The organism is Vibrio sp. ABG19, from assembly GCF_029962385.1.
In the GTDB taxonomy this organism is placed as follows: domain Bacteria; phylum Pseudomonadota; class Gammaproteobacteria; order Enterobacterales; family Vibrionaceae; genus Vibrio; species Vibrio ostreae.
In genome coordinates this window covers 1,378,208-1,398,233 of the sequence record NZ_CP071708.1, presented here as the reverse complement: position 1 = coordinate 1,398,233, position 20,026 = coordinate 1,378,208, and the positions used below count along the sequence as shown (strand labels likewise).

19 protein-coding genes are annotated in these 20,026 nt (G+C 50.0%); 10 read left to right on the top strand and 9 right to left on the bottom strand.

Annotated features, from left to right (window positions below; genetic code table 11):
- Position 1: 1 nt before the first annotated feature.
- From waaF to J0X00_RS12655, 4 genes are all read left to right on the top strand, one after another.
- The gene (gene waaF / locus J0X00_RS12670; RefSeq protein WP_282478182.1) at positions 2–1,042 is read left to right on the top strand and encodes a lipopolysaccharide heptosyltransferase II; all 1,041 of its coding nucleotides are present in this window, start codon (positions 2–4) and stop codon (positions 1,040–1,042) included.
- Between the two features lie 62 nt (positions 1,043–1,104).
- On the top strand, positions 1,105–2,367 hold the full coding sequence (gene waaA, locus J0X00_RS12665) for a lipid IV(A) 3-deoxy-D-manno-octulosonic acid transferase (protein WP_282478181.1): 1,263 nt from the start codon (positions 1,105–1,107) through the stop codon (positions 2,365–2,367).
- A gap of 343 nt (positions 2,368–2,710) precedes the next feature.
- A complete protein-coding gene (locus tag J0X00_RS12660; protein ID WP_282478180.1) occupies positions 2,711–3,655 on the top strand; it encodes a polysaccharide pyruvyl transferase family protein in 945 nt (314 codons plus the stop codon).
- 172 nt (positions 3,656–3,827) lie between these two features.
- Positions 3,828–5,063, top strand: a complete 1,236-nt coding sequence (locus tag J0X00_RS12655) for an O-antigen ligase family protein (protein WP_282478179.1) — start codon at positions 3,828–3,830, stop codon at positions 5,061–5,063.
- Positions 5,064–5,095: 32 nt separating this feature from the next.
- On the opposite strand, the gene J0X00_RS12650 is transcribed toward J0X00_RS12655, so the two are convergent.
- Complete coding sequence (locus J0X00_RS12650) at positions 5,096–5,812, bottom strand: 3-deoxy-D-manno-octulosonic acid kinase (protein ID WP_282478293.1); 717 nt, start codon at positions 5,810–5,812, stop codon at positions 5,096–5,098.
- A 95-nt stretch (positions 5,813–5,907) separates the two neighbouring features.
- Between J0X00_RS12650 and J0X00_RS12645 the strand changes: the two genes are divergently transcribed.
- The 6 genes from J0X00_RS12645 (at position 5,908) to coaD (ending at position 11,296) form a co-directional block, all read left to right on the top strand.
- A complete protein-coding gene (locus tag J0X00_RS12645) occupies positions 5,908–6,990 on the top strand; it encodes a glycosyltransferase family 9 protein (protein ID WP_282478178.1) in 1,083 nt (360 codons plus the stop codon).
- Entirely contained in the window at positions 6,983–7,765 is a 783-nt protein-coding gene (locus tag J0X00_RS12640) for a glycosyltransferase family 2 protein (protein WP_282478177.1), read from the top strand. Before J0X00_RS12645 ends, J0X00_RS12640 begins: the two co-directional genes overlap by 8 nt.
- Positions 7,765–8,847 (top strand): glycosyltransferase, encoded by a 1,083-nt coding sequence (locus J0X00_RS12635; RefSeq protein WP_282478176.1) that lies wholly within the window; start codon positions 7,765–7,767, stop codon positions 8,845–8,847. The genes J0X00_RS12640 and J0X00_RS12635 overlap by 1 nt, the downstream gene beginning before the upstream one ends.
- A 66-nt stretch (positions 8,848–8,913) precedes the next feature.
- A complete protein-coding gene (locus J0X00_RS12630) occupies positions 8,914–10,002 on the top strand; it encodes a glycosyltransferase family 4 protein (RefSeq protein WP_282478175.1) in 1,089 nt (362 codons plus the stop codon).
- Between the two features lie 43 nt (positions 10,003–10,045).
- Entirely contained in the window at positions 10,046–10,729 is a 684-nt protein-coding gene (locus J0X00_RS12625) for an acyltransferase (RefSeq protein ID WP_282478174.1), read from the top strand.
- Between the two features lie 69 nt (positions 10,730–10,798).
- Positions 10,799–11,296, top strand: a complete 498-nt coding sequence (coaD, locus tag J0X00_RS12620) for a pantetheine-phosphate adenylyltransferase (RefSeq protein ID WP_136487206.1) — start codon at positions 10,799–10,801, stop codon at positions 11,294–11,296.
- A gap of 71 nt (positions 11,297–11,367) precedes the next feature.
- Here coaD and J0X00_RS12615 read toward each other — a convergent pair whose 3' ends face one another.
- The 8 genes from J0X00_RS12615 to J0X00_RS12580 form a co-directional block, all read right to left on the bottom strand.
- Positions 11,368–13,371, bottom strand: a complete 2,004-nt coding sequence (locus J0X00_RS12615) for an LTA synthase family protein (RefSeq protein ID WP_282478173.1) — start codon at positions 13,369–13,371, stop codon at positions 11,368–11,370.
- Positions 13,372–13,607: 236 nt separating this feature from the next.
- Positions 13,608–14,612 (bottom strand): NAD-dependent epimerase, encoded by a 1,005-nt coding sequence (locus tag J0X00_RS12610; protein ID WP_282478172.1) that lies wholly within the window; start codon positions 14,610–14,612, stop codon positions 13,608–13,610.
- Between the two features lie 39 nt (positions 14,613–14,651).
- Positions 14,652–15,488: a bifunctional DNA-formamidopyrimidine glycosylase/DNA-(apurinic or apyrimidinic site) lyase gene (gene mutM, locus J0X00_RS12605; RefSeq protein WP_282478171.1), complete on the bottom strand. Its 837-nt coding sequence runs from the start codon at positions 15,486–15,488 to the stop codon at positions 14,652–14,654.
- A 265-nt stretch (positions 15,489–15,753) separates the two neighbouring features.
- Positions 15,754–16,227 carry a hypothetical protein gene (locus J0X00_RS12600; protein WP_282478170.1) on the bottom strand — a complete coding sequence of 158 codons (474 nt, stop codon included), beginning with the start codon at positions 16,225–16,227 and terminating at the stop codon, positions 15,754–15,756.
- Between the two features lie 259 nt (positions 16,228–16,486).
- Complete coding sequence (gene rpmG / locus J0X00_RS12595; protein WP_005371942.1) at positions 16,487–16,654, bottom strand: 50S ribosomal protein L33; 168 nt, start codon at positions 16,652–16,654, stop codon at positions 16,487–16,489.
- A 13-nt stretch (positions 16,655–16,667) separates the two neighbouring features.
- The gene (gene rpmB, locus J0X00_RS12590; RefSeq protein WP_004728407.1) at positions 16,668–16,904 is read right to left on the bottom strand and encodes a 50S ribosomal protein L28; all 237 of its coding nucleotides are present in this window, start codon (positions 16,902–16,904) and stop codon (positions 16,668–16,670) included.
- A gap of 422 nt (positions 16,905–17,326) precedes the next feature.
- Complete coding sequence (gene radC, locus J0X00_RS12585) at positions 17,327–18,001, bottom strand: DNA repair protein RadC (protein WP_282478169.1); 675 nt, start codon at positions 17,999–18,001, stop codon at positions 17,327–17,329.
- 176 nt (positions 18,002–18,177) lie between these two features.
- A complete protein-coding gene (locus tag J0X00_RS12580; protein ID WP_218562507.1) occupies positions 18,178–19,854 on the bottom strand; it encodes a methyl-accepting chemotaxis protein in 1,677 nt (558 codons plus the stop codon).
- Positions 19,855–20,026: the final 172 nt, after the last annotated feature.

Here is a 20,026-nt window from a genome sequence, read left to right as displayed (position 1 = left end):
GATGAAATACTTAATTATCGGCCCTTCCTGGGTCGGAGACATGGTGATGTCTCAGTGCTTGTACACAAGCATCAAACAGCAGCATCCCGATGCCATCATCGACGTTATGGCGCCGGCCTGGTGTAAACCGATTCTGGAGCGCATGCCGGAAGTCAATCAGGCGCTTGATATGCCGATTGGCCACGGCGAATTTAACTTTTTCACCCGCCGGGCAATCGGTAAGTCGATGCGAGGCCAGTATGACCATGCCTACATTCTACCGAATTCCGCCAAATCAGCCCTGATTCCCTGGTTTGCCGGTATTCCGGTTCGCACCGGCTGGAAAGGGGAAATGCGTTATGGCCTGCTAAACGACCTGCGTCCGAATAAAAAATCATTCCAGTACATGACGGAGCGTTATGTCGCCCTGTCGCGTCCAAAAGCAGAGATGATCGATTCATCATCACTGGGCGGTCTGGACACGTTACCTCGCCCAAGCTTATCGATTGATGCTGAAGTTCAGCAGCAGACTCGGAATAAGTTCGCGTTGAACTCTGCACGCGCCGTGATTGGCCTGTGTCCCGGTGCAGAATTTGGCCCGGCCAAGCAGTGGCCGACTGAGCACTACGCAGCGGTTGCTGCTGCCATGATAGACCAGGGTAAACAGGTATGGTTATTTGGTTCAGCTAAAGACAGTCAAACTACCCAATCTATCATCGCGCAACTGAGTGAAGCGCAGCGCGAACATGTTGCTGACCTGGCCGGCAAAACCAGCCTGATTGAAGCGGTGGATATGCTCGCCTGCTGTGAAAGTGTGGTCAGTAACGACTCCGGCCTGATGCATGTTGCTGCTGCCGTCGGTTGTCAGGTGGTGGGCGTGTATGGCTCAACCTCTCCGACCTATACACCCCCACTGGCCGTGAAAAAGGCCATCGTGCACACCGATATCGAGTGCCGGCCGTGCTTTAAGCGTGAATGTCCGCTCGGCCACCTAAAATGCCTGAAAGATCTCGCACCGCAGCCGGTAATTGATGCTCTGACGCAGTTTGACGCCAGCGCGTAGTGACCTCCGGTAACGCTATCGTTACCGGTTAAAGTAACGTTGACCCGATTTAAGATAGCCCTATGCGCCTGATATATACCCTGTTACTCGCTCTGCTCAGCCCGCTGTTTTTGTACTCGCTGTACAAGACTAAACCGGGTAAACCGGCCTTCGGATCGCGCTGGAAAGAACACTGGGGCTGCACGCCTCAGGTGAAAGCCCGCCGGCCAATCTGGATTCATGCTGTATCTGTGGGCGAGTCGATTGCCGCGGTCCCTGTGATTAAGGCGCTCAAACAGGCCCGGCCCGAGCAAGCTATTGTCGTCACAACGACTACCAGCACAGGAGCCGAGCAGATCGCTAAACTGGGCGATCTGGTTGAGCACCGCTATATGCCGCTCGACTTTGCCTGGTGCGTACGACGCTTTATCAAAGCAGTACAACCGGCGCAATTGCTGATTGTCGAAACCGAGTTATGGCCCAATACCCTCCAAACCGTTCATCAGCGCAATATTCCGGTTACTGTGATCAATGCACGGCTATCGGAGCGTTCTTGCCAGCGCTATCAGAAGTTTTCTGCCCTGTTCAATCTGATTCGCCCTTATGTGGATCGCATCTTGTGCCAGTATGCCAGTGATGGTGAACGCTTTCAGCGCCTCGGTTTTCGCGCGGACCAGATTGAGGTCACTGGCTCAGTGAAGTTTGATGTCGATATCAACCCGCAGGTGCTGGAAGCCGGTGCTGAGCTGCGCCAGCAACTGGGGACGCAGCGCCCGGTCTGGATTGCCGCCAGTACCCATGAAGGTGAAGATGCCATTCTGCTGGCTGCACACCGCCAACTGCTGACGCATTACCCGAACGCACTGCTGATTCTGGTGCCACGCCATCCGGAACGTTTTAACGCTGTATTTGAACTGTGCCAGCAACAAGGTTTTGCGACTCAGCGCCGCACAGCTCAGGCCTCAGACGCAGAAACATGTCAGGTGTATCTCGGCGATACTATGGGTGAAATGCTGACTCTGATCAGCGCGGCAGATATCTGCTTTATGGCCGGCAGTTTAGTCGGCGATAAAGTGGGTGGGCATAACCTGCTTGAGCCGGCGGCGTTAGGTAAACCGCTGCTCAATGGGCCGAGCTTTTTTAATTTCAGTGAAATTATGAAGATGCTGCAGGGTCATAACGCTGTCACTATTTGCACGGATAGCAGCTCAATCAGTGAAGCTTTATCCGCACTCTGGGCAGAGCCGGAACTCATGAAACTGAAAGGCAGCATGGCTCGTAAGGTAGTCGAACGCAACCGGGGAGCTATTAACAAAGTTGTGAGTGATGCATTCACCCCAAGCTAAACAATAACCGAACAGCTTTACCTGATGAATAAATTCAGAACGCAATTAGTACATTCTCATATGATAAAATTTAGCCTTATTAAGGTATATATCTGAACTAGTTTAATCAGACGTTGTCAATAAAATACTAAATTTACCATCTAAGTTTGTGAACATTGACAAAATCATAATCACAGGGTAAATGTACTCCATTCGCAAGTTTAGCGAATCTAATTCTTGTAAGTCATGGACCCCAAGAAGTTCGCATGACAAAATCTTACCTGCCGCAATACCAATTAATAGGCCATAACCGCATGACATATTCACTGGAAAATAAACTAAGGCAGGCCTTCGAGTCGGATTTATGTATTTAGAATATTGCACAACTGAACTAGGCAATTTTGGTGATGATCTTAACCCTTGGTTATTTCCCCAAATGATGCCTAAAGCTTTTGAGAACAAAGATGATAAAATCGCATTCATTGGTATTGGCACAATACTCGACCAAAAACGGGTCGAGCGCGAAAGACTAAATGCAAATAGAGCCAATATCGTTTTTAGTTCAGGAGCTGGTTTTGGTCAGCCACCTCAACTCAATGATTCATGGCATATATATTGTGTTCGAGGCCAGCACACTGCCAATCAACTTGGTATAAGCAAAGATAAAGTCATTGCTGACGGTGCTTACCTGCTACGCAATCTGCTTGATTACAAAAACATCCAAAAAACAACAGAGGTTGGGTTTATCCCACATCACAGCAGCGAAAACTATCTCAATTGGGAAAACATCTGTAAGCAATGCGGATTTACATTTATCTCGATGCGACAGCCGGTGGATCAGGTTCTCCAACAAATGATGAGCTGTAAAACTATAGTCACTGAAGCAATGCACGGTGCTATTGTCTCAGATGCATTACGAATTCCATGGATACCAGTGAGCTATAGTCCTAAATTCATGTTAGAAAAGTGGCAAGATTTCAGTGGGGCTTTAGATATCGATCTGACGGTAACAAAGCTACCATTTTATGTCGATACACCGCTCAATATAGGTCAGAGTGTTGAACATATTTTTAAACGCAAGATCAGCAAACTTGGTTTTGGACCTGACAAATGGATTAGGCTGCCTAATGCTTACAGAACAGCCAGCACTATGCAACTTGACCAGCTATGTGAAATATTGACTGAAACCGCTCATAACGGGAAAGCCCATCAGAGTTCAGACATCGTTGTCGAGAATATCACTCAAAAGTTAAACGACTCGATTGGTACTCTTTACAGAGACTATCTGGCTGGTAAATTTAACGCATAGCTCTCGATATATTGATATAAAGTGGTAACTCAGACAGTGTTACCACTGCTTATTCATGGCTTGCACTATAAACCCATCAATGCCAAAGTTTAAATTGCTGGCTATGATTGTAAAATTTCTGTCAAATTATATAGTAATAAAACAGCCCTTACTTGTATGAAAGAAAAGATAAATGATTCAACGTATGCCTAGACTTAATTTCATAGCCACTCTGTTACCAGCGATTTTCTTCGCGACTTTAACACTAACCCCGGATTCATATGCATTCGCCGCATTATTAATTGCTCTACTAAGCCTGATTCTTCTCCCTAAAACTTTCCGTGCCACACTTCAGCCCTCTAGCAAAGCACTCAGTGTGAGCTTACTACTGTTTTGGCTGCTTTACCTCTTCTCCTTCCTATACCACAGTGACCCCGTCAGCAGCATTGATCTTCCCAGCAGAGCATTACTGGCTATGTTCAGCTTATGGTTTTTCTTAACCTACCCACCACGCCTGTCATGGATTATGTTTGGTATTTCGTTGGGTGCCATTAGCTCAGGTATTAGCGCGATAATACAAACCTACGGATTCAATCTGAGGGCATTTAGCCATTCTGGCTATATGGTTATTCAGATCGGTGGCATTTGTGCTTGGTTGGCAGCTCTTAGCACCGTGAGCTTTATCTATTTTCATAATAAATCGAATAAGCTTGGCCTCTACCTGGCTTTCGCAGGCACGGGATTAGCTTTAGCGGCAAGTTTACTATCCGGAGCAAGAGGTTCTTGGGTTCCCACACCATTCGTACTGATCGCAATTCTTTGGTTTGCCCGATACTATATCAACAGACGAATGTTGGTAAGTTTATTGGTGGTGTGGAGCACAGCGTTGGCTATTTCTGCACCGCAGATTAATCACCGAGTCAACGCTGTCGTATCGGACCTAAGCCAATATGAGAACAAAAACGCTGCATCCTCTTCGGGGATCCGTTTAGAACTTTGGAAATCAGCACTATACGCAGCTCTTGAAAGTCCGTTGACTGGCTTCGGTCATGATGGACTATCTGATGTAAAACAATCGCAGGTTGAGCAAGGTTTAGTCGATAAAGTCGTCATCCGTTTTTCAAGAGCTCATAACCAGTTTCTGGAAGAACTTCAGACCAAGGGAATCATTGGCTTAGCGGGTATTATTCTGGTCTTGGGAATACCGTTTTTCGTATTTGTAACACGATTATTTTCGGCTAGAGCTAAAAAAGACCCGGCTCTGCTTTTTGCCTCTATAATGGGTTGTGTTCACATCTTAATGGTGGCTGGTTTTTGCCTCACCCAACACTACCTGAATCATCATTCAGGCATACTAATGTATTCTTTTGGCACAGCGATCCTGTCTGCACTGGTAATCAACTTGAATACATCCACGCCTGAAAATTAATCACGTGTTTCTGGATGGTTATCGCTCTAATTCTATAGATTGGCGTGATAACCATCTTTCAACACTTTAAAATCGCTCAATGACCAATGTATTTGTCGTTTATCCACTTCCTTACGAAACGATCTCAACAAGCGAGCTAAGTTAGCCTCTTTCCAGCCATCTCCTGCCTGACGTGCGCATTTATCAAAATCAATCAGCCACACCTTGCCTGCTTTATCGAGCAGGATATTGTGGATATTGAGATCGGTGTGATTGACCCCGGCCTCATGCATGGTACGAATCATCCGGCCGATGGCCTGATACACCTCATCACTCAAAGCCTGCTTTTGCAGTACATCGACCAAATCACTGGCGTTGGGCACTTTTTCCACCAGAATATCGGCCTGGTAACTGAAACCGCTGCGCCGGGCACGAGCCGCTATCGGTCGCGGCACATTCACCCCGGCCTCAGCCAAATGGCGCAGCAGTTCGAACTCCTGCGCACTGCGCGTGTTCTCCCAGCCGGTAAACAGATAGTGATCACTCACCAGCTTGCCGAACAAACCGCCGCGACGATAGTGACGCAGCGCGCCCTGACAGGCCTCAAGCTGCACAAACCAGGTAGTGCCGCGCCCCTGCGCGCTGCCGGTCACTTTGCCGCTGCGCTGCCAGAAATCCGGGTCAAAACTGTGCTCCGGAGCGGTGGACAGCAGCTCAGCGTCATACCAGATTTGCTGGCCAGGAAGGGGAATATTACGAATATCGGACATAATCAGCGCTTTATCTGTCAAAGTAGGCAACGACATTTTACATTCATTCGTCCGATACGCATAATTGGCGTAATTTTCCTCTTTATCGATGAGTTATGAGTCTACTGAGCTCTCCACCTAAATCGTTGTGTGTGCTGCGTCTGTCCGCCATTGGTGATGTCTGCCACGCCATTTCTGTCGTACAAGCCATTCAGGCCCACTGGCCTGATACTAAGATCACCTGGATTTGCGGAAAGGTCGAAGCTCAGTTAATGGCCGATCTGCCTGGTATTGAGGTGGTGGTCTTCGATAAGAAACAGGGTATGGCGGGGATGCGAGCGCTGTGGTCTCAGTTGAAACAGCAACGCTTTGATGTGCTGCTGCATATGCAGGCCGCGTTGCGGGCCAGCCTGCTGTCGTGGGGCATCAAGGCGCGTTATAAAGTCGGTTTTGGTAAAAACCGTACCCGTGAAGGTCAGTGGTGGTTTACTAACCGTCATCTGCCGGAGACTCAAGCGTTGCATGTGCTGGACAACTTTGCCGAATTTGCCCGTTATCTCGGCGTGCCGTTTGACCAGCCACGCTGGAATATTCCGCTCAGCGCTGACGATACAGAGTTTGCGTCCCGCGCACTGCAGGGTAAACCGTCATTGGTCATCTGCCCGGCCGCGAGCAAGGACAGCCGCAACTGGCTGACTGAGCGCTACGCCGCCGCGGCGGATTTCGCGGCTGACAACGGCCTGCAGGTCGTGCTGTGCGGCTCACCGGCCGAGCGCGAAGTCAGATTAGGGCAGAGTATTGCCGAACTGTGCCGCCAGCCGGTGGTCAACCTTATCGGCCAGACCTCGCTCAAGCAGCTCACTGCAGTGCTGAAACAGGCACATGTTGTGCTGGCACCGGACTCCGGACCGGCGCATCTGGCCACGACGCAAGGCACGCCGGTGATTGGCCTTTATGCGCACAGTAATCCGCTGCGCACCGGCCCCTACAACAGCCTGGCGACGACAGTCAACGCTTACCAGCGCCTGGCTGAGCAGCAGTTCGGACGCCCGGTCAGCGAACTGGCCTGGGGCACCCGCCTTAAGGGGGAGGATCTGATGAGTGATATTCAGGTCGAAGAAGTGACTGAGCTGCTACAACCTTTTTTAAGCGATGCTTTTTTAACTGATGCCGTGTTAACAGGAAACCAAAATGACTGAGCGTAAGCCGACTCTCGGCGTACTGATGATTGTCAAAAACGCCGAACAACATCTGGAAACTACCCTGCGCTCCGTGCACGGCTGGGTAGACGAAATTGTGATTGTCGACTCCGGCAGCAGCGACAGCACGCTGGCGATCGCCGCCCGTTATACCGACAAGGTTTACCATCAGGACTGGCTTGGCTTTGGCCCGCAGCGTCAGAAAGCGCAAAGTTATATGAGCGCCGACTGGGTGCTGCCGCTCGACTCAGATGAAGAAGTCTCGAATGAACTCAAAGTCTCGATCCTCAATGCCATTGCGACCGATGATGGCCGTTCTGTGTATCAGATAAACCGCCTGACCGAAGCGTTTGGTAAATTTATCCGCCATTCCGGCTGGTACCCGGACTGGGTGACCCGCCTTTACCGCCGAGAAAGCACTCAATACAACGATGTGCTGGTGCATGAATCGGTCATGATCCCGGACGGTTATCGGCTCAAATCGCTCTCAGGCGATCTGTATCATTACACCATCGATAACCTGCCTAACTATGTTGAGAAAACCCAGCGCTATATGAAAGCCTGGGCCGACCAGCGCGAAGGGCGCAAAAAGTCCTCTCTGGGCGGCGCCATTTTGCACGGTTTTTTCCGCTTCTTTAAAATGTACGTGATTAAACTGGGCTTTCTCGATGGTCGCCATGGACTGCTGCTGGCTCTGCTGAGCGCCAACACCACCTTTACCCGCTACGCCGATTTGTGGCTGCGTAATGAACTCAAACGAAAAGAGAAAAAATAGTGAAAAAAGTTTGTTTTGTTAACACTTCTATGTCTTGGGGAGGGGGAGAAAAATGGCATTCAGCCGCAGCGCAACTATGCCATGCCACCGCTGATGTCACCGTTATCACTAAACCGGGCAGTAAACTAGGAGACCAAGTAATTTCAAAGGGTATTTATGTCTTCGAGACTAAAATATCTAACGCAAGTTTTCTCAATCCACTTAAGCTGTTTAAGCTGTATCGCCATTTTAAACAACAGCGATACGATGCCGTAGTTCTTAATTTACCCGCTGATGCGAAATGTGCTGGACTTGCGGCGAAGCTGGCAGGAATAAAAAAAATTATTTACCGCAGGGGGATGCCTCACCCAATTAAAAACACGATAATTAATCGTTATCTTTTTAAAAATGTGGTGACAGAAGTAATCGTTAATTCAGAGGAAATTGGTCGTTCAATTACGAAGAACAATCCAGACATGATCGAAAAATCCAAAATAAACATTGTTTATAATGGTGTTAATCTGGACGATTATAATCCAGAAACAACTACGGATATCGAGAAAGAAGATGGTGAGATAATACTCGTAACAACGGGACGCTGCGTTACACAAAAAAACCAACTAATGCTAGTAGACTGTATTAAAACTCTGCTCGAACAAGGGTTCAATATTAAACTCTATATAGCGGGAACAGGTCCACTCTTGTGTGAGATGATTAATAAAATTGAGCAAAATGACCTAAAAAATAAAATCATCCCACTAGGTTTTGTATCGGATACCAGGCATTTGCTGGCCGCTGCCGATATTTTTGTTTTCCCCTCACACTATGAAGGATCCGCCAATGCAATTGTAGAAGCAATGGCTATGGGTTTACCTGTTGTATCATTTAATGTCAGTAGTATGCCCGAAATGGTTATCCATAATCAGACAGGTCGACTTGCAACTTATGAGGACCATGAGGATTTTCGCCTGCAATTAGAATCCTTGCTAAAGGACGAAAAACAAAGACATATACTGGGGCAAAACAGTCGTAGGATGGTTGAAGATAAATTTGATAACACAAAAATCTTCCATCAGATAAAAAGTATTGTCCTAGGTGAGTAAGCATATGTTCTTTCAAAACTAACTACTCCAATACGTTTACATTACGATCACATTTAAGAAGGTTTCATGAAGGTTTTAATTTTCAGTTCATATAAAGACGCCTGGAACAGCGTGCGTCCGGAAGCGGAAATGTTTATTGAAATGGCCAAGATGGGCCATGACGTGACCATCATGACTCAGGGCCATGCCGAATATGTCGCGCGCTTTCGTGACAACGGCGTTAAGATCATCGATTGCTATCCGACCAAGAAAATCTGCCGCAAAAGCATCAGAACTCTGCGTCAGGCGCTGCGCGAAAACCAGTACGACGTGGTGTATGCGATGAACTCGAAAACCATCCCCAACGCTGCGTTTGCCTGTATCGGGTTTAAAAACACCAAACTGGTCACTTATCGCGGCACCGTGGGTGGCTTATACCGTCACGATCCGAGTGCTTACCTGACCCACCTCCATCCGCGAGTCAACGGTATCAGCTGTGTGGCGCAGGCGGTAACCGACGATGTGCGTAAACACGTATGGAAGAACGCCGATAAGGTGACCACGATTTACAAAGGCCATGATATCGCCTGGTATCAGGCCCAGCCAGCCGATCTGACCAGCCTCGGTCTGCCGAAAGATGCATTCAGCGTGATCTGTATTGCCAACGCCCGTCCGAGTAAAGGCGTGCATGTGCTGCTGGAAAGCGCCAAGCAACTGGCCAAGCTGCCCAATCTGCATCTGCTGCTGGCCGGACGTGACATGGATACCGAGCAGAATCTGGCTTTAGCTGAGCAGAGCGGGATGCAAGAGCGCATCCATTTCCTTGGTTATCGTAAAGATGTGCCGGAACTGCTGGCCGCAAGTAAGGTGCAGGTTCAGCCTTCGATCAGCGGTGAAGGCCTGCCGAAAACCATTATCGAAGCCATGGCAATGGGCATTCCGTCGGTAGTGACCACCACAGGTGGCGGTAAAGAATTGCTGCTGGACGGTGAAACCGGCTTTGTAGTGCCGGTCAAAGACGCTCAGGCCATCGCCGACAAAATCGAGTGGTTGTATGCTTCAGAGCCGAACCGCGCCGAGATGGGACGCAAAGCGCAGCAGCGCATGATAGATGACTTCTCGTGCCAAGAAAGCGCTAAACAGCATTTAGACTTTTTTAAGTCTATGTTTAAATGATAAAACATGGATCGATGACGTTAAAAAGCCATAAGGACAGATTGTGAAACTGTTGGACTATCTGCTTGCATTACCCAAAACACTCTATTTTAACCTCCACTACTTCGGCTTACGCGGGCTGAAACTTCCGGTATTTATTTCCAATCAGACTGCGTTGGTGAAAATGAAAGGGAGCATCACGCTGCCGGAAAATGCCAAATGTGCAGGAGTTAGGATCGGTTTTGGCAATGTGCCAATTTTCGATAAAAGACGAAGTCGGACAGTGTTTTACAACGAAGGAACTATTACTTTCTCAGGCCGCGCCAAAATAGGTCATGGTGGAAAAGTTGTAGTCAAAAAAAATGCATCATTAACATTAGGCAACCGATTCAATATGTCAGCAGAAAGCACTATATACTGCTGTAATCGAATTGAATTTGGTCACTACAATTTATTATCCTGGAATGTCCAGATTTTAGACTCAGATTTACATGATATTTATAGTCTGGATGCTCCCGGAATTGCCATCAATCCCTCTAAACCAATAAAAATCGGTGATTCTGTTTGGTTTTGTTCACGTACTAATGTGCAGAAAGGCGTGTCTATCGCCCCAAACTCTATCATTTCATCTCAAACTAATGTGACCCGCCCATTATTAGAGAGCAACTGTATATATGGTGGCAATCCAGCTAAAGTAATACGTTCAAATGTCTGCTGGGACAGTGCGGTAAGAGACTACACTTATTAACGATCTCCTTTAGATAAGTTCATCCATATACTGGTATCAAAAATAATAATCGCAAACAGAGTAAAATTAGTGACTTCAAAAAGTATCTCCCGTGTGATTTATCCGGGCACCTTTGATCCGATTACCAACGGCCACCTTGACCTGATTGAGCGTGCTGCCAGCATGTTTGATGAAGTAATCATCGCCGTAGCCGCCAGCCCGAGCAAAAATACCCTGTTCACGCTTGAAGAACGGGTTGAGTTTGCCAAAGCCGTGACCAGCCATCTGGATAATGTCACCGCGAAGGGCTTTTCTGGCCTGATGGTGGATTTCGCCAAAGCTGAAGGCGCAACCGTACTGGTGCGCGGCCTGCGTACCACAGTCGATTTCGAATATGAATTCGGTCTGACCAATATGTACCGCCGCCTGATGCCGGGGCTGGAAAGCGTGTTCCTCACGCCTTCCGAGCAGTACGCCTTTATCTCTTCTTCTCTGGTACGCGAAGTCGCCATTCACGGCGGCAATGTGGATGAGTTCGTACCTAAACTGGTCGCCGATGCACTGCATGATAAGAAAGTGGTTAAATGATATGGAGTTCCTAGGATCCTAGGAACTAGGGCCCTAGAATCCTAGGTCCTAGACCCTATAAACCTAAAACGCTACTGCACCATAGGGACCACCTGCGAACGCAGGTAGTAATCCTGCAGCAGATGGTATTCTTTCGCCCACTCGGCATCGAACGGAACTTCGCTGACCGGCATGGCCTGATTGCGCAGCGGCGATGACGCCTGCCACGGATAGTACAAACCATTGCCCTGGGTGCTGAAGGCTCCGTACTGATTAATACTGCGCGTGGCATTATAGCCAAAGCGGCTGACATCCTGCTCAGCCAGCATGTTCTCGCCGCCGAGTGAAATGTAATCCTGATCCGACAAGCTGAAATGATACAGGGTCGGGAACAGGTCACGGTGTGAACCGACCCGCTGCGTATCGAACTCATAGCGGGTATTGGCCAGAATCGGCTGTGGCACATTGAGATAAAACGGCACCGCATAGGTCATGGCAAACTCTTCCGGCTCATCGGTACTGCTGTAACGCATACGGTGATCGCCGGTCACCGCAATCACAGTGTTGTCTTTCAGTTTATCGGACTGTTTGATGCGACCGATAAACTGGCCCAGTGCATCGGAGGCATACTGGAAGGTTTGCAGTAATACACTGGCCTGCTCACCCTGATAACCAATCAGATGGGCCAAACGCTCACTCATCCTAGTCGGCGCAGGCTGATAGTACTCCGGCACTTTATACGGCGAGTGATTGGTCACCGTCATAATAAACATCATGGTCGGCTTTTCGGCCTGCTCCAGCACCCGATTGGCAAACTTGAACAAGTAACCATCCGGCACACCCCACGGCCCGGCATACTGCTCGGATTCAGGAAACGCTTCCATAATGTCATTTTCGTCATACACCCGGTCAAAGCCCTGCACTGGCAGGTAGTTAGCCAGGTTGCGCCACATACCGTTACCCCCGTACAAAAACACCACCTCATAACCGGCCCGTTTATACGGCAACGCCGCCGAGCTTGGCAACGCAATATTCTGCACTGCCGAGTGGCTTATGGTCGCGACTGGGCTGTGAAACAGCGTCATGACGATACTGTCGATGGTAGCAGACGTGCCTGCCATAAAACGCTCAAACCAAAAGCCCTGGTCACGGTACTGACGGAAACTGCCGAGCAGATCATTGGTCTTAGCGTCATCTTCGACCAGTATATTCATGCCCATGCTCTCCATCATTGCTACCACCACATGCGGCGGATGCTGTTGCAGGTAATCATTGGCAGGCGTGCGATATTGCGGGGTCGGCTGACCAAGAATTTTGTTCATCTGCGCCGTCAGTTCAGCCTGGCTGACCGGAGCAAAGTTATGCTGCTCTTTGTAATCGGTCATCGCCCAGTCGAGCGCCATAAATACGTTCGGCGTGATCATATTCAGTGGTTTGTAAGGCGAGACTGCCGCGTGATAACGCTTAAGCGGATGACTGCTGAGCGAGCCACGTGCCACCGCGAAGGTCACCAGCACCACACACAACACCGCCAGCGATGTCACGCTCCAGTGCCAGCTGTGTTTGCACTTGAGCCGGCCAAATGCGCTGCGCATAAACCAGCGCGCCGTGACATAAGCCAGCACAGAAAGACTCAGTGCCAGCAGCAAAGCGCGCAGGATCGGATAGTCCTGCCAGATGTTAACCAGCACTGCTTTGGAGTCATCCTCCCACAAGCCAAACATGAACAGATCGATGTGGGTGCCGTAAGTCAGGTAGTAATAATAGTTACCGATGCAGCCCAGCACATACAGCAGTGCGATCAGCGCATGATAAAGCGGAGCGACACGACACCAGCGGGCATAACCAGGCCGGGAAGCCGCCAGGACAAGGCCGGCCAGCAACAGCGGGGCATAAGCAATCGCGGTGACTTTGGCATCAAAGCGTGCGCCGACCCGGAATGCACGCCAGATATCCTCTGTCACGCCGGGCTGAATCAGCACGTCCTGAATATGATGAAAGAAAACACCACGCGCAATCAGCAAGATGCTGAATGAAAATACAAAAAACTGCAGCAGCACGAGACAGAGCTGACGCAAATGTGACTGATAATTCATGAGATAGACAACTACAACAGATAACGAGCGGCGACCTCTGAGGGACTTACCAGACTCATTATGAAAACAACAGACTTTAATTGACGTTGAAAATGTAAAAAGGTTCAGACATTAATAAAAGTTAGTGATCTGACCGCTGATTTTATAAATATGAAGGAATGATTGCAGCGCGCGGGAGGATAACGATAAGCAGGCAGAGCACCAAGCTCTGCCTGTCAGGAGTGTGGCAGACGTCGCTATACCGAATAGAATTCTTTGTACCAGTTCACAAAATTAGCCACCCCCTGCTCAACCCCCATCTGCGGCTTGTAGTGGGTTGCGGCAAACAGGTCTTCGGTATCGGCGTAAGTGGCGTACACATCACCCGGCTGCATCGGCAGCATATTTTTCTTGGCTTCAATGCCCAGTGCACTTTCCAGCGCCTTAATGTAGTCCATCAGCTTAACCGGACTTCCGTGGCCAATATTGTAAACCCGGTAAGGAGCAGAGCTGGTCGCGGGTGTGCCCTCTTCCACCGTCCAGTCAGTGTTGGCTTGTGGAACCACATCTTTAATACGCACAATGCCTTCCACAATGTCGTCGATGTAGGTGAAATCACGCTGCATATCGCCGTTGTTGTAGACGTCAATCGCATCGCCATTGATGATGGCTTTGGTAAACTTGAACAGCGCCATATCCGGGCGGCCCCACGGACCATACACGGTAAAAAAGCGCAGGCCGGTAGTTGGCACGCCGTACAGGTGCGAGTAAGTATGCGCCATCAGCTCATTCGATTTCTTGGTCGCGGCGTACAAAGAGACCGGATGATCGACGCTGTCTGAGGTGTTAAACGGGGTTTTACGGTTCAGACCGTAAACCGAGCTCGAAGAGGCATACACCAGATGCTGAATCTTATGGTGGCGACAGCCTTCCAGAATCGTCAGATGACCAACCAGGTTGCTGTCGGCATACGCCATCGGATTATCGATTGAGTAACGCACGCCAGCCTGAGCCGCGAGGTGAATCACTTTATCGAACTGCTCAGCTTCAAACAGGCCAGCAATGCCTTCACGATCCGCGATGTCCATTTCAATAAAGGTGAACTGGTCGTGCGCCGCGCGCTCAAGACGGGCATCTTTCAACGCCACATCGTAGTAGTCATTCAGATTATCGATACCGATAACTTCGTGCCCTTCTGCACACAAACGCTCGACTACCGCAGAGCCAATAAAACCGGCCGCACCGGTCACCAAGTATTTCATCTGATTTCTCTCTTACACAGAAACTATCTGTTGTTTATATCACATTGAGTGTTTTTTTTCCGCTGTAACTAACTGGCAGGACGGACAGAAAAACGAGTTACGCTGACCGATTTTAAGCTCTTCAATTAAGGTTTCACAACGCGGGCACTGGCCGCCTTTTTTGCCATACACCTGCAGCTCCTGGGCAAAATAACCCGGTTTACCGTCCGCCTGGGCAAAATCTTTCAGCGTGGTGCCGCCCTGTTTGATCGCCGTCGCCAGCACCGTTTTAATATCCGCGACCAAAGAGGTCCACTCCGCTTCACTGATTGAATGCGCCGGGCGCAGCGGATGAATCCGTGAGCTGAACAATGATTCGTTGGCGTAGATGTTACCCACCCCGACCACGATTTTGTTGTCCATGATGAAGGTCTTGATCGCCACCCGTTTATTACGCGCTTTATCCAGCATGTATTGCGGATTGAATTCATCGGTCAGCGGCTCAGGTCCCATATGATCGAGCACGCTGTGGCTCTCACCCGGTTCACACCACAACCAGGCACCAAAACGGCGCGGATCGTTATAACGCAGCACTTTGCCGTTTGTCAGCGCCAGATCCACGTGATCGTGTTTGCCCGGCGCAAAATCTCCATCCAGTACCCGCAGCGAACCCGACATCCCCAGATGCACAATCGCCGTGCCTGCCGTGGTTTCCAGCAGCAGATACTTGGCCCGACGCGTAATCGCGGTAATCACCTGCCCTTCCATCCGCTTCAGCTCCTGCGGGATATCCCAGCGCAGTTTCGGGGTACGAAAGGTCAGCGTACGCACGGTCTGCCCCACCAGATGCGGTGAGATCCCCATACGGCTGACTTCAACTTCAGGTAATTCAGGCATGCTTTCTCCTCGGGAGATCCTTGGTTCAGGGTCTTTGCGGTTAGTAGGACTTAGTTTAACGGAACTCAGGCCACGCTGGCGAGGAGTAAAAGGATTTAAGATCCTAGGGCCTAGCCCCTAGGAAAAGAAGATTCTGTGGTCGGGGGAAATCTAGTGATACAAATCCGTCATCTAAAATCAAAGCTAATTCACCGCCTTGATTATCGCTAAAATCTCGCAGCGATCTCCCCCTAGGGCCTAGGAACTAGGAACTAGCATTTAGGAACTAAGGAAACAAATACCCCGCTTCCGCCGAGACCGCTATCCACTCGTTCTGCCAGTTTTTAAACAGCCAGAACTGCGGCGCCTGATAGTAGGTGATCCTTTGCGGCTCTTCCTGGCCCTGATACCAGACTTCAATGCTATGTGGGTTGCCCAGTTTAGGCTGCAACGACTGATAGGTTTGTTCATCGACCCGGGTGCCGGTCAGTTGCTGCCAGCGCTCAATCAGCGCCTGAGGTTCAATATTGATTGGCGGGCTGGCCTGCCACTCTCCATGACTCTTCTGCAGCGATAAGCGGGTAAAATGCATCGCCTGCAACTCAGCCTGCGGATTGAGTAATGCCGGATACGGGCTGACGGGCGGCTCGATTAAATAGCTTTTAATGATCGACGGCAGGTTGATGATGCCGATAAACAGAATCACCGCCAGAATCAGAAGATTATTCCAGCGGCGACGTCGCCGGGGCGAGACGCGCATGACCGCAGTCCTTAGTTGATTGAATCTTAAGCCAGATTAGCAGAGTGCGCAGCGGGATCCTAGCGTGCCAAAGACAGGTGGGTCAGGTAATGAAACGACAAGACGAGAAGGATGTGCAGAGCGGGAGCGAAGATAACCGGGTTACCTGCCAAAGGGGAACTTGGTGAGCCTAGTGAGAAACATTCGAACGGGATAGCAGAAAACAAAAAACCCAACCAAAAGGCTGGGTTTTTCTACTAACACCAAAGCAAGCGATCAATTACTTGATTTTCGCTTCTTTGTATAGAACGTGCTGGCGTACTACTGGATCAAATTTCTTGATCTCGAATTTGCCTGGCATGTTGCGTTTGTTCTTGTCAGTTGTGTAGAAGTGACCAGTACCTGCTGAAGATACCAGACGGATTTTCTCACGAATGCCTTTAGCCATTGTTTAATTCCTCTTAAACGTTTTCGCCACGTGCACGGATATCAACAAGAACAGCATCGATGCCTTTCTTATCAATGATACGCATGCCTTTAGCAGTTAGACGTAGTTTAACAAAACGTTTTTCGCTCTCTACCCAGAAACGATGAGTTTGTAGGTTCGGCAGAAAACGACGCTTAGTAGCATTTCGTGCGTGTGAACGGTTGTTACCCGTTACTGGACGCTTACCAGTTACTTGGCATACTCGGGACATGAATGTCTTCTCCAAATCGTTTCAGCTCGATATCAACCTTGGTGGCCGAACCTCTCTCTTTCACTTAAGAAGTTGAGGTTAAAAACCGTTATGGAAAATCCATACAAGGCTATCAAAGGTCGCGCATTATACTAACTTGACACGCGTTGCTCAAGACCCGAACAGATCCTTTTTACAGAATTACCTGATCTTTTTCTCTGTTGAGCTGATTGAGGTTAAAAAATGTGTGCGAATCATACCAGAAAACAGCAGAAAGCTAAGCATTTTTTGTACATTCCGCTCAAATGCCGATAAGGCCCGCTTTTATTGCTCGCTGCAAAATATCCACTTCATCGCTAGTCCTTTGTATTACTTAGCTTGTTTGCACTTGACCACCAGGTTGCTTCACACCCGCATAGAGCAAAAAAAGAATACTTCAGCTGCTAAAGCCAGCCGCGTTCAGCAAAGGAAACCACCTCACCGTCGCCGACCACGAAGTGATCCAGCACCCGGATATCCACCAGCGCCAGTGCATCGGCCAGTCGGCGCGTGATCCTTCGGTCGGCCTGACTCGGCTCCGCGACACCGGACGGATGGTTATGGGCCAGAATCAGCGCAGCAGCGTTATGGTGCAGCGCCCGTTTCACTACCTCACGCGGATAAACGCTGGCGGCGTCGATGGTGCCTTCAAATAAGATTTCATCCTGAATGACCCGGTTCTGGTTATCAAGAAACAGAATATAGAAGGCTTCACGCTGGCGATCGCGCAATACGCTGGAAAGATACAATTTGGTGTGCTGCGGACTGGTCAGCGCTTCGCCGCGCCTTAACGCTTCCCCCAGGTATCGCTGCGTCATCTCCAGTACCGCCTGCAACTGGACATATTTAGCTTCGCCCAGCCCTTTATGACAGCAAAAGTGATCTTTGCGGGCAGAAAACAGCGCGCGCAGCGATCCAAACTCCCTGAGCAGAAAATCGGCCAGCTCGATCACATTCATACCCCGCGTGCCGGTACGCAGAAATATCGCCAGCAGTTCGGCGTCAGATAAGGATTGCGGCCCGCGGGCAAGCAGCTTTTCACGTGGCATCGACTCGCTGGGCAGAAACTTGAGACTCATATCGGCTCCTGTAAAAAAGCCTGCCGATCCTAATGCCCGGCAGGCTCTGTATCTACTCAAACCGATTTGACCTGTGCAATGCAAACGCAAAACAGGATCTTGGGTCACACTTCAATCTTTGCTGTAACTGCCCTGTTGCTCAAAGCGGCAAATCAACGTTGGCACCGCAGCAGCGCTTACAGTTTGAAATGACCGACCAAACTGTTCATCTGCTGGCCCGACTGCGCCAGACGGCTGCTGATCGCTTCAGAGCGCTGCAGATTATGCGTCAGATCATTCACGATATGCTGAATCGCCACCAGGTTCTGGTTAATGTCTTCCGCCACCGCGCTCTGCTGCTCAGCGGCAGATGCAGTCTGGATGCCCATGTCATGAATCAGGCTGACCGCATCAGAAATGCCGGACAAGCTATCTTTAATCTGCACCGACTCCAGCGCCGTTTTCTCACCGCGCTCCTGACTCAGCGCCATACTGCGCACCGCTTTGCTAACACCCTGATGCAACTGCTGCAGCATGTCGCCGATTTCCTGGGTGCTGTTCTGGGTGCGGCTGGCCAGCGAGCGAACCTCGTCAGCCACCACAGCAAAGCCACGCCCCTGTTCACCCGCCCGCGCCGCTTCAATCGCTGCGTTGAGTGCCAGCAGATTGGTCTGCTCGGCAATTTCACCAATCACGTTCAGCACCTTGGTTATCTGCTCGGTTTGCTGGCTCAGCTCAGAAATGGCTTCTGAAGTGAGGTTGACTTCGTTGACCAGCTCGCCAATGCCTTCGATGGCCAGGTTCACTTCCTGCTGTGCATCGGAGATCTGGCGGTTGGCCGAATCAATCGCCTGCGCGGTGGAATGCGTGTTATTGGCCACTTCACGCGATGTGGCGCTCATTTCGGTTACCGCGGTCACCACTTTATCGGTTTCCAGACTGTGATCGCCCATCTGCTGGCTCGACTGACTGGTCTGCACATCGAGATCCGACGCCGCCGATTGCACTTCCTGCGCCGAACTGCGCAGATCGACAATTAACGGATGCAGTTTATCCATAAAGTCGTTAAAGGCCTTAGCTACTTCACCGATTTCATCACGGCTTTCCACTTTCAGCCGCGCAGTCAGGTCACCGCCACCGGCTGCCACCGCTTTTAATGAGTCCACGACATGCTGCAACGGCGCGACACCGCGCGAGACCAGCACGCTGACAATCACAATCGTCAGCACCAGCCCCGCCAGAGACAAACCGACCGCAGACCAGGTCTGTTCACTCAGCTGTGCTTCACGCTGCGCCTCGAACTGGGCGACCTGAGTGTCGATATCGTCAATATAAATACCCGTGCCCAGCACCCAGTCCCATTTTGGCAGGTACTCGGCATACCCCAGTTTCGGCGCCTGAGCATCAAGCGAAGGCTTGTGCCAGGAGAAATATAAGAAGCCGTCGCCACTTTTTGCGGCCTGGATCAATCCGGCGATCACCGGGACGCCATTTTTATCTTTCAGATCGTAGAGGTTCTTGCCTTCCAGCGCCGGATTGATCGCGTGCAGAGTATTGACGCCCTGCGAATCATAGGCAAAAAAGTAGCCGTCGCTTTCAAAGCGCATCGCTTTGAGGATCGCTTTCGCCTGCGCCTGGTTTTCACCGTTGCGGTCTGCATCGTACAGATCTTGAATCGCCGTCACGCCCATCATCAGATACGCTTTAAGCTCAGCTTTGCGGCTTTCGACCAACTGGGCGCGGTATTGGGTCAGTTCCTGCTGTAACGAGTTCATCCCGCTCCAGTAATTGACGGCCGTCACGATGGCCGTGATCACGACCAACGGGATTACGGTCAGCAATAGCAGTTTAGTTCGGCTTCTAAGAGAGATCATGTTCTGGTCCTGTGGCTTTATAATTGTTGCTTTATTTTGTTGGTATACAAATAACCTGAGGCTATACCCTTGCTACTTGAAGCTGCAGCGGTGTTGGCTGCAACTCCAAGTTGTTTGGATATATCTTGCCTCATTGGCAGAAAAGTTCTGTGAGGGTGACATAAGTTTCATA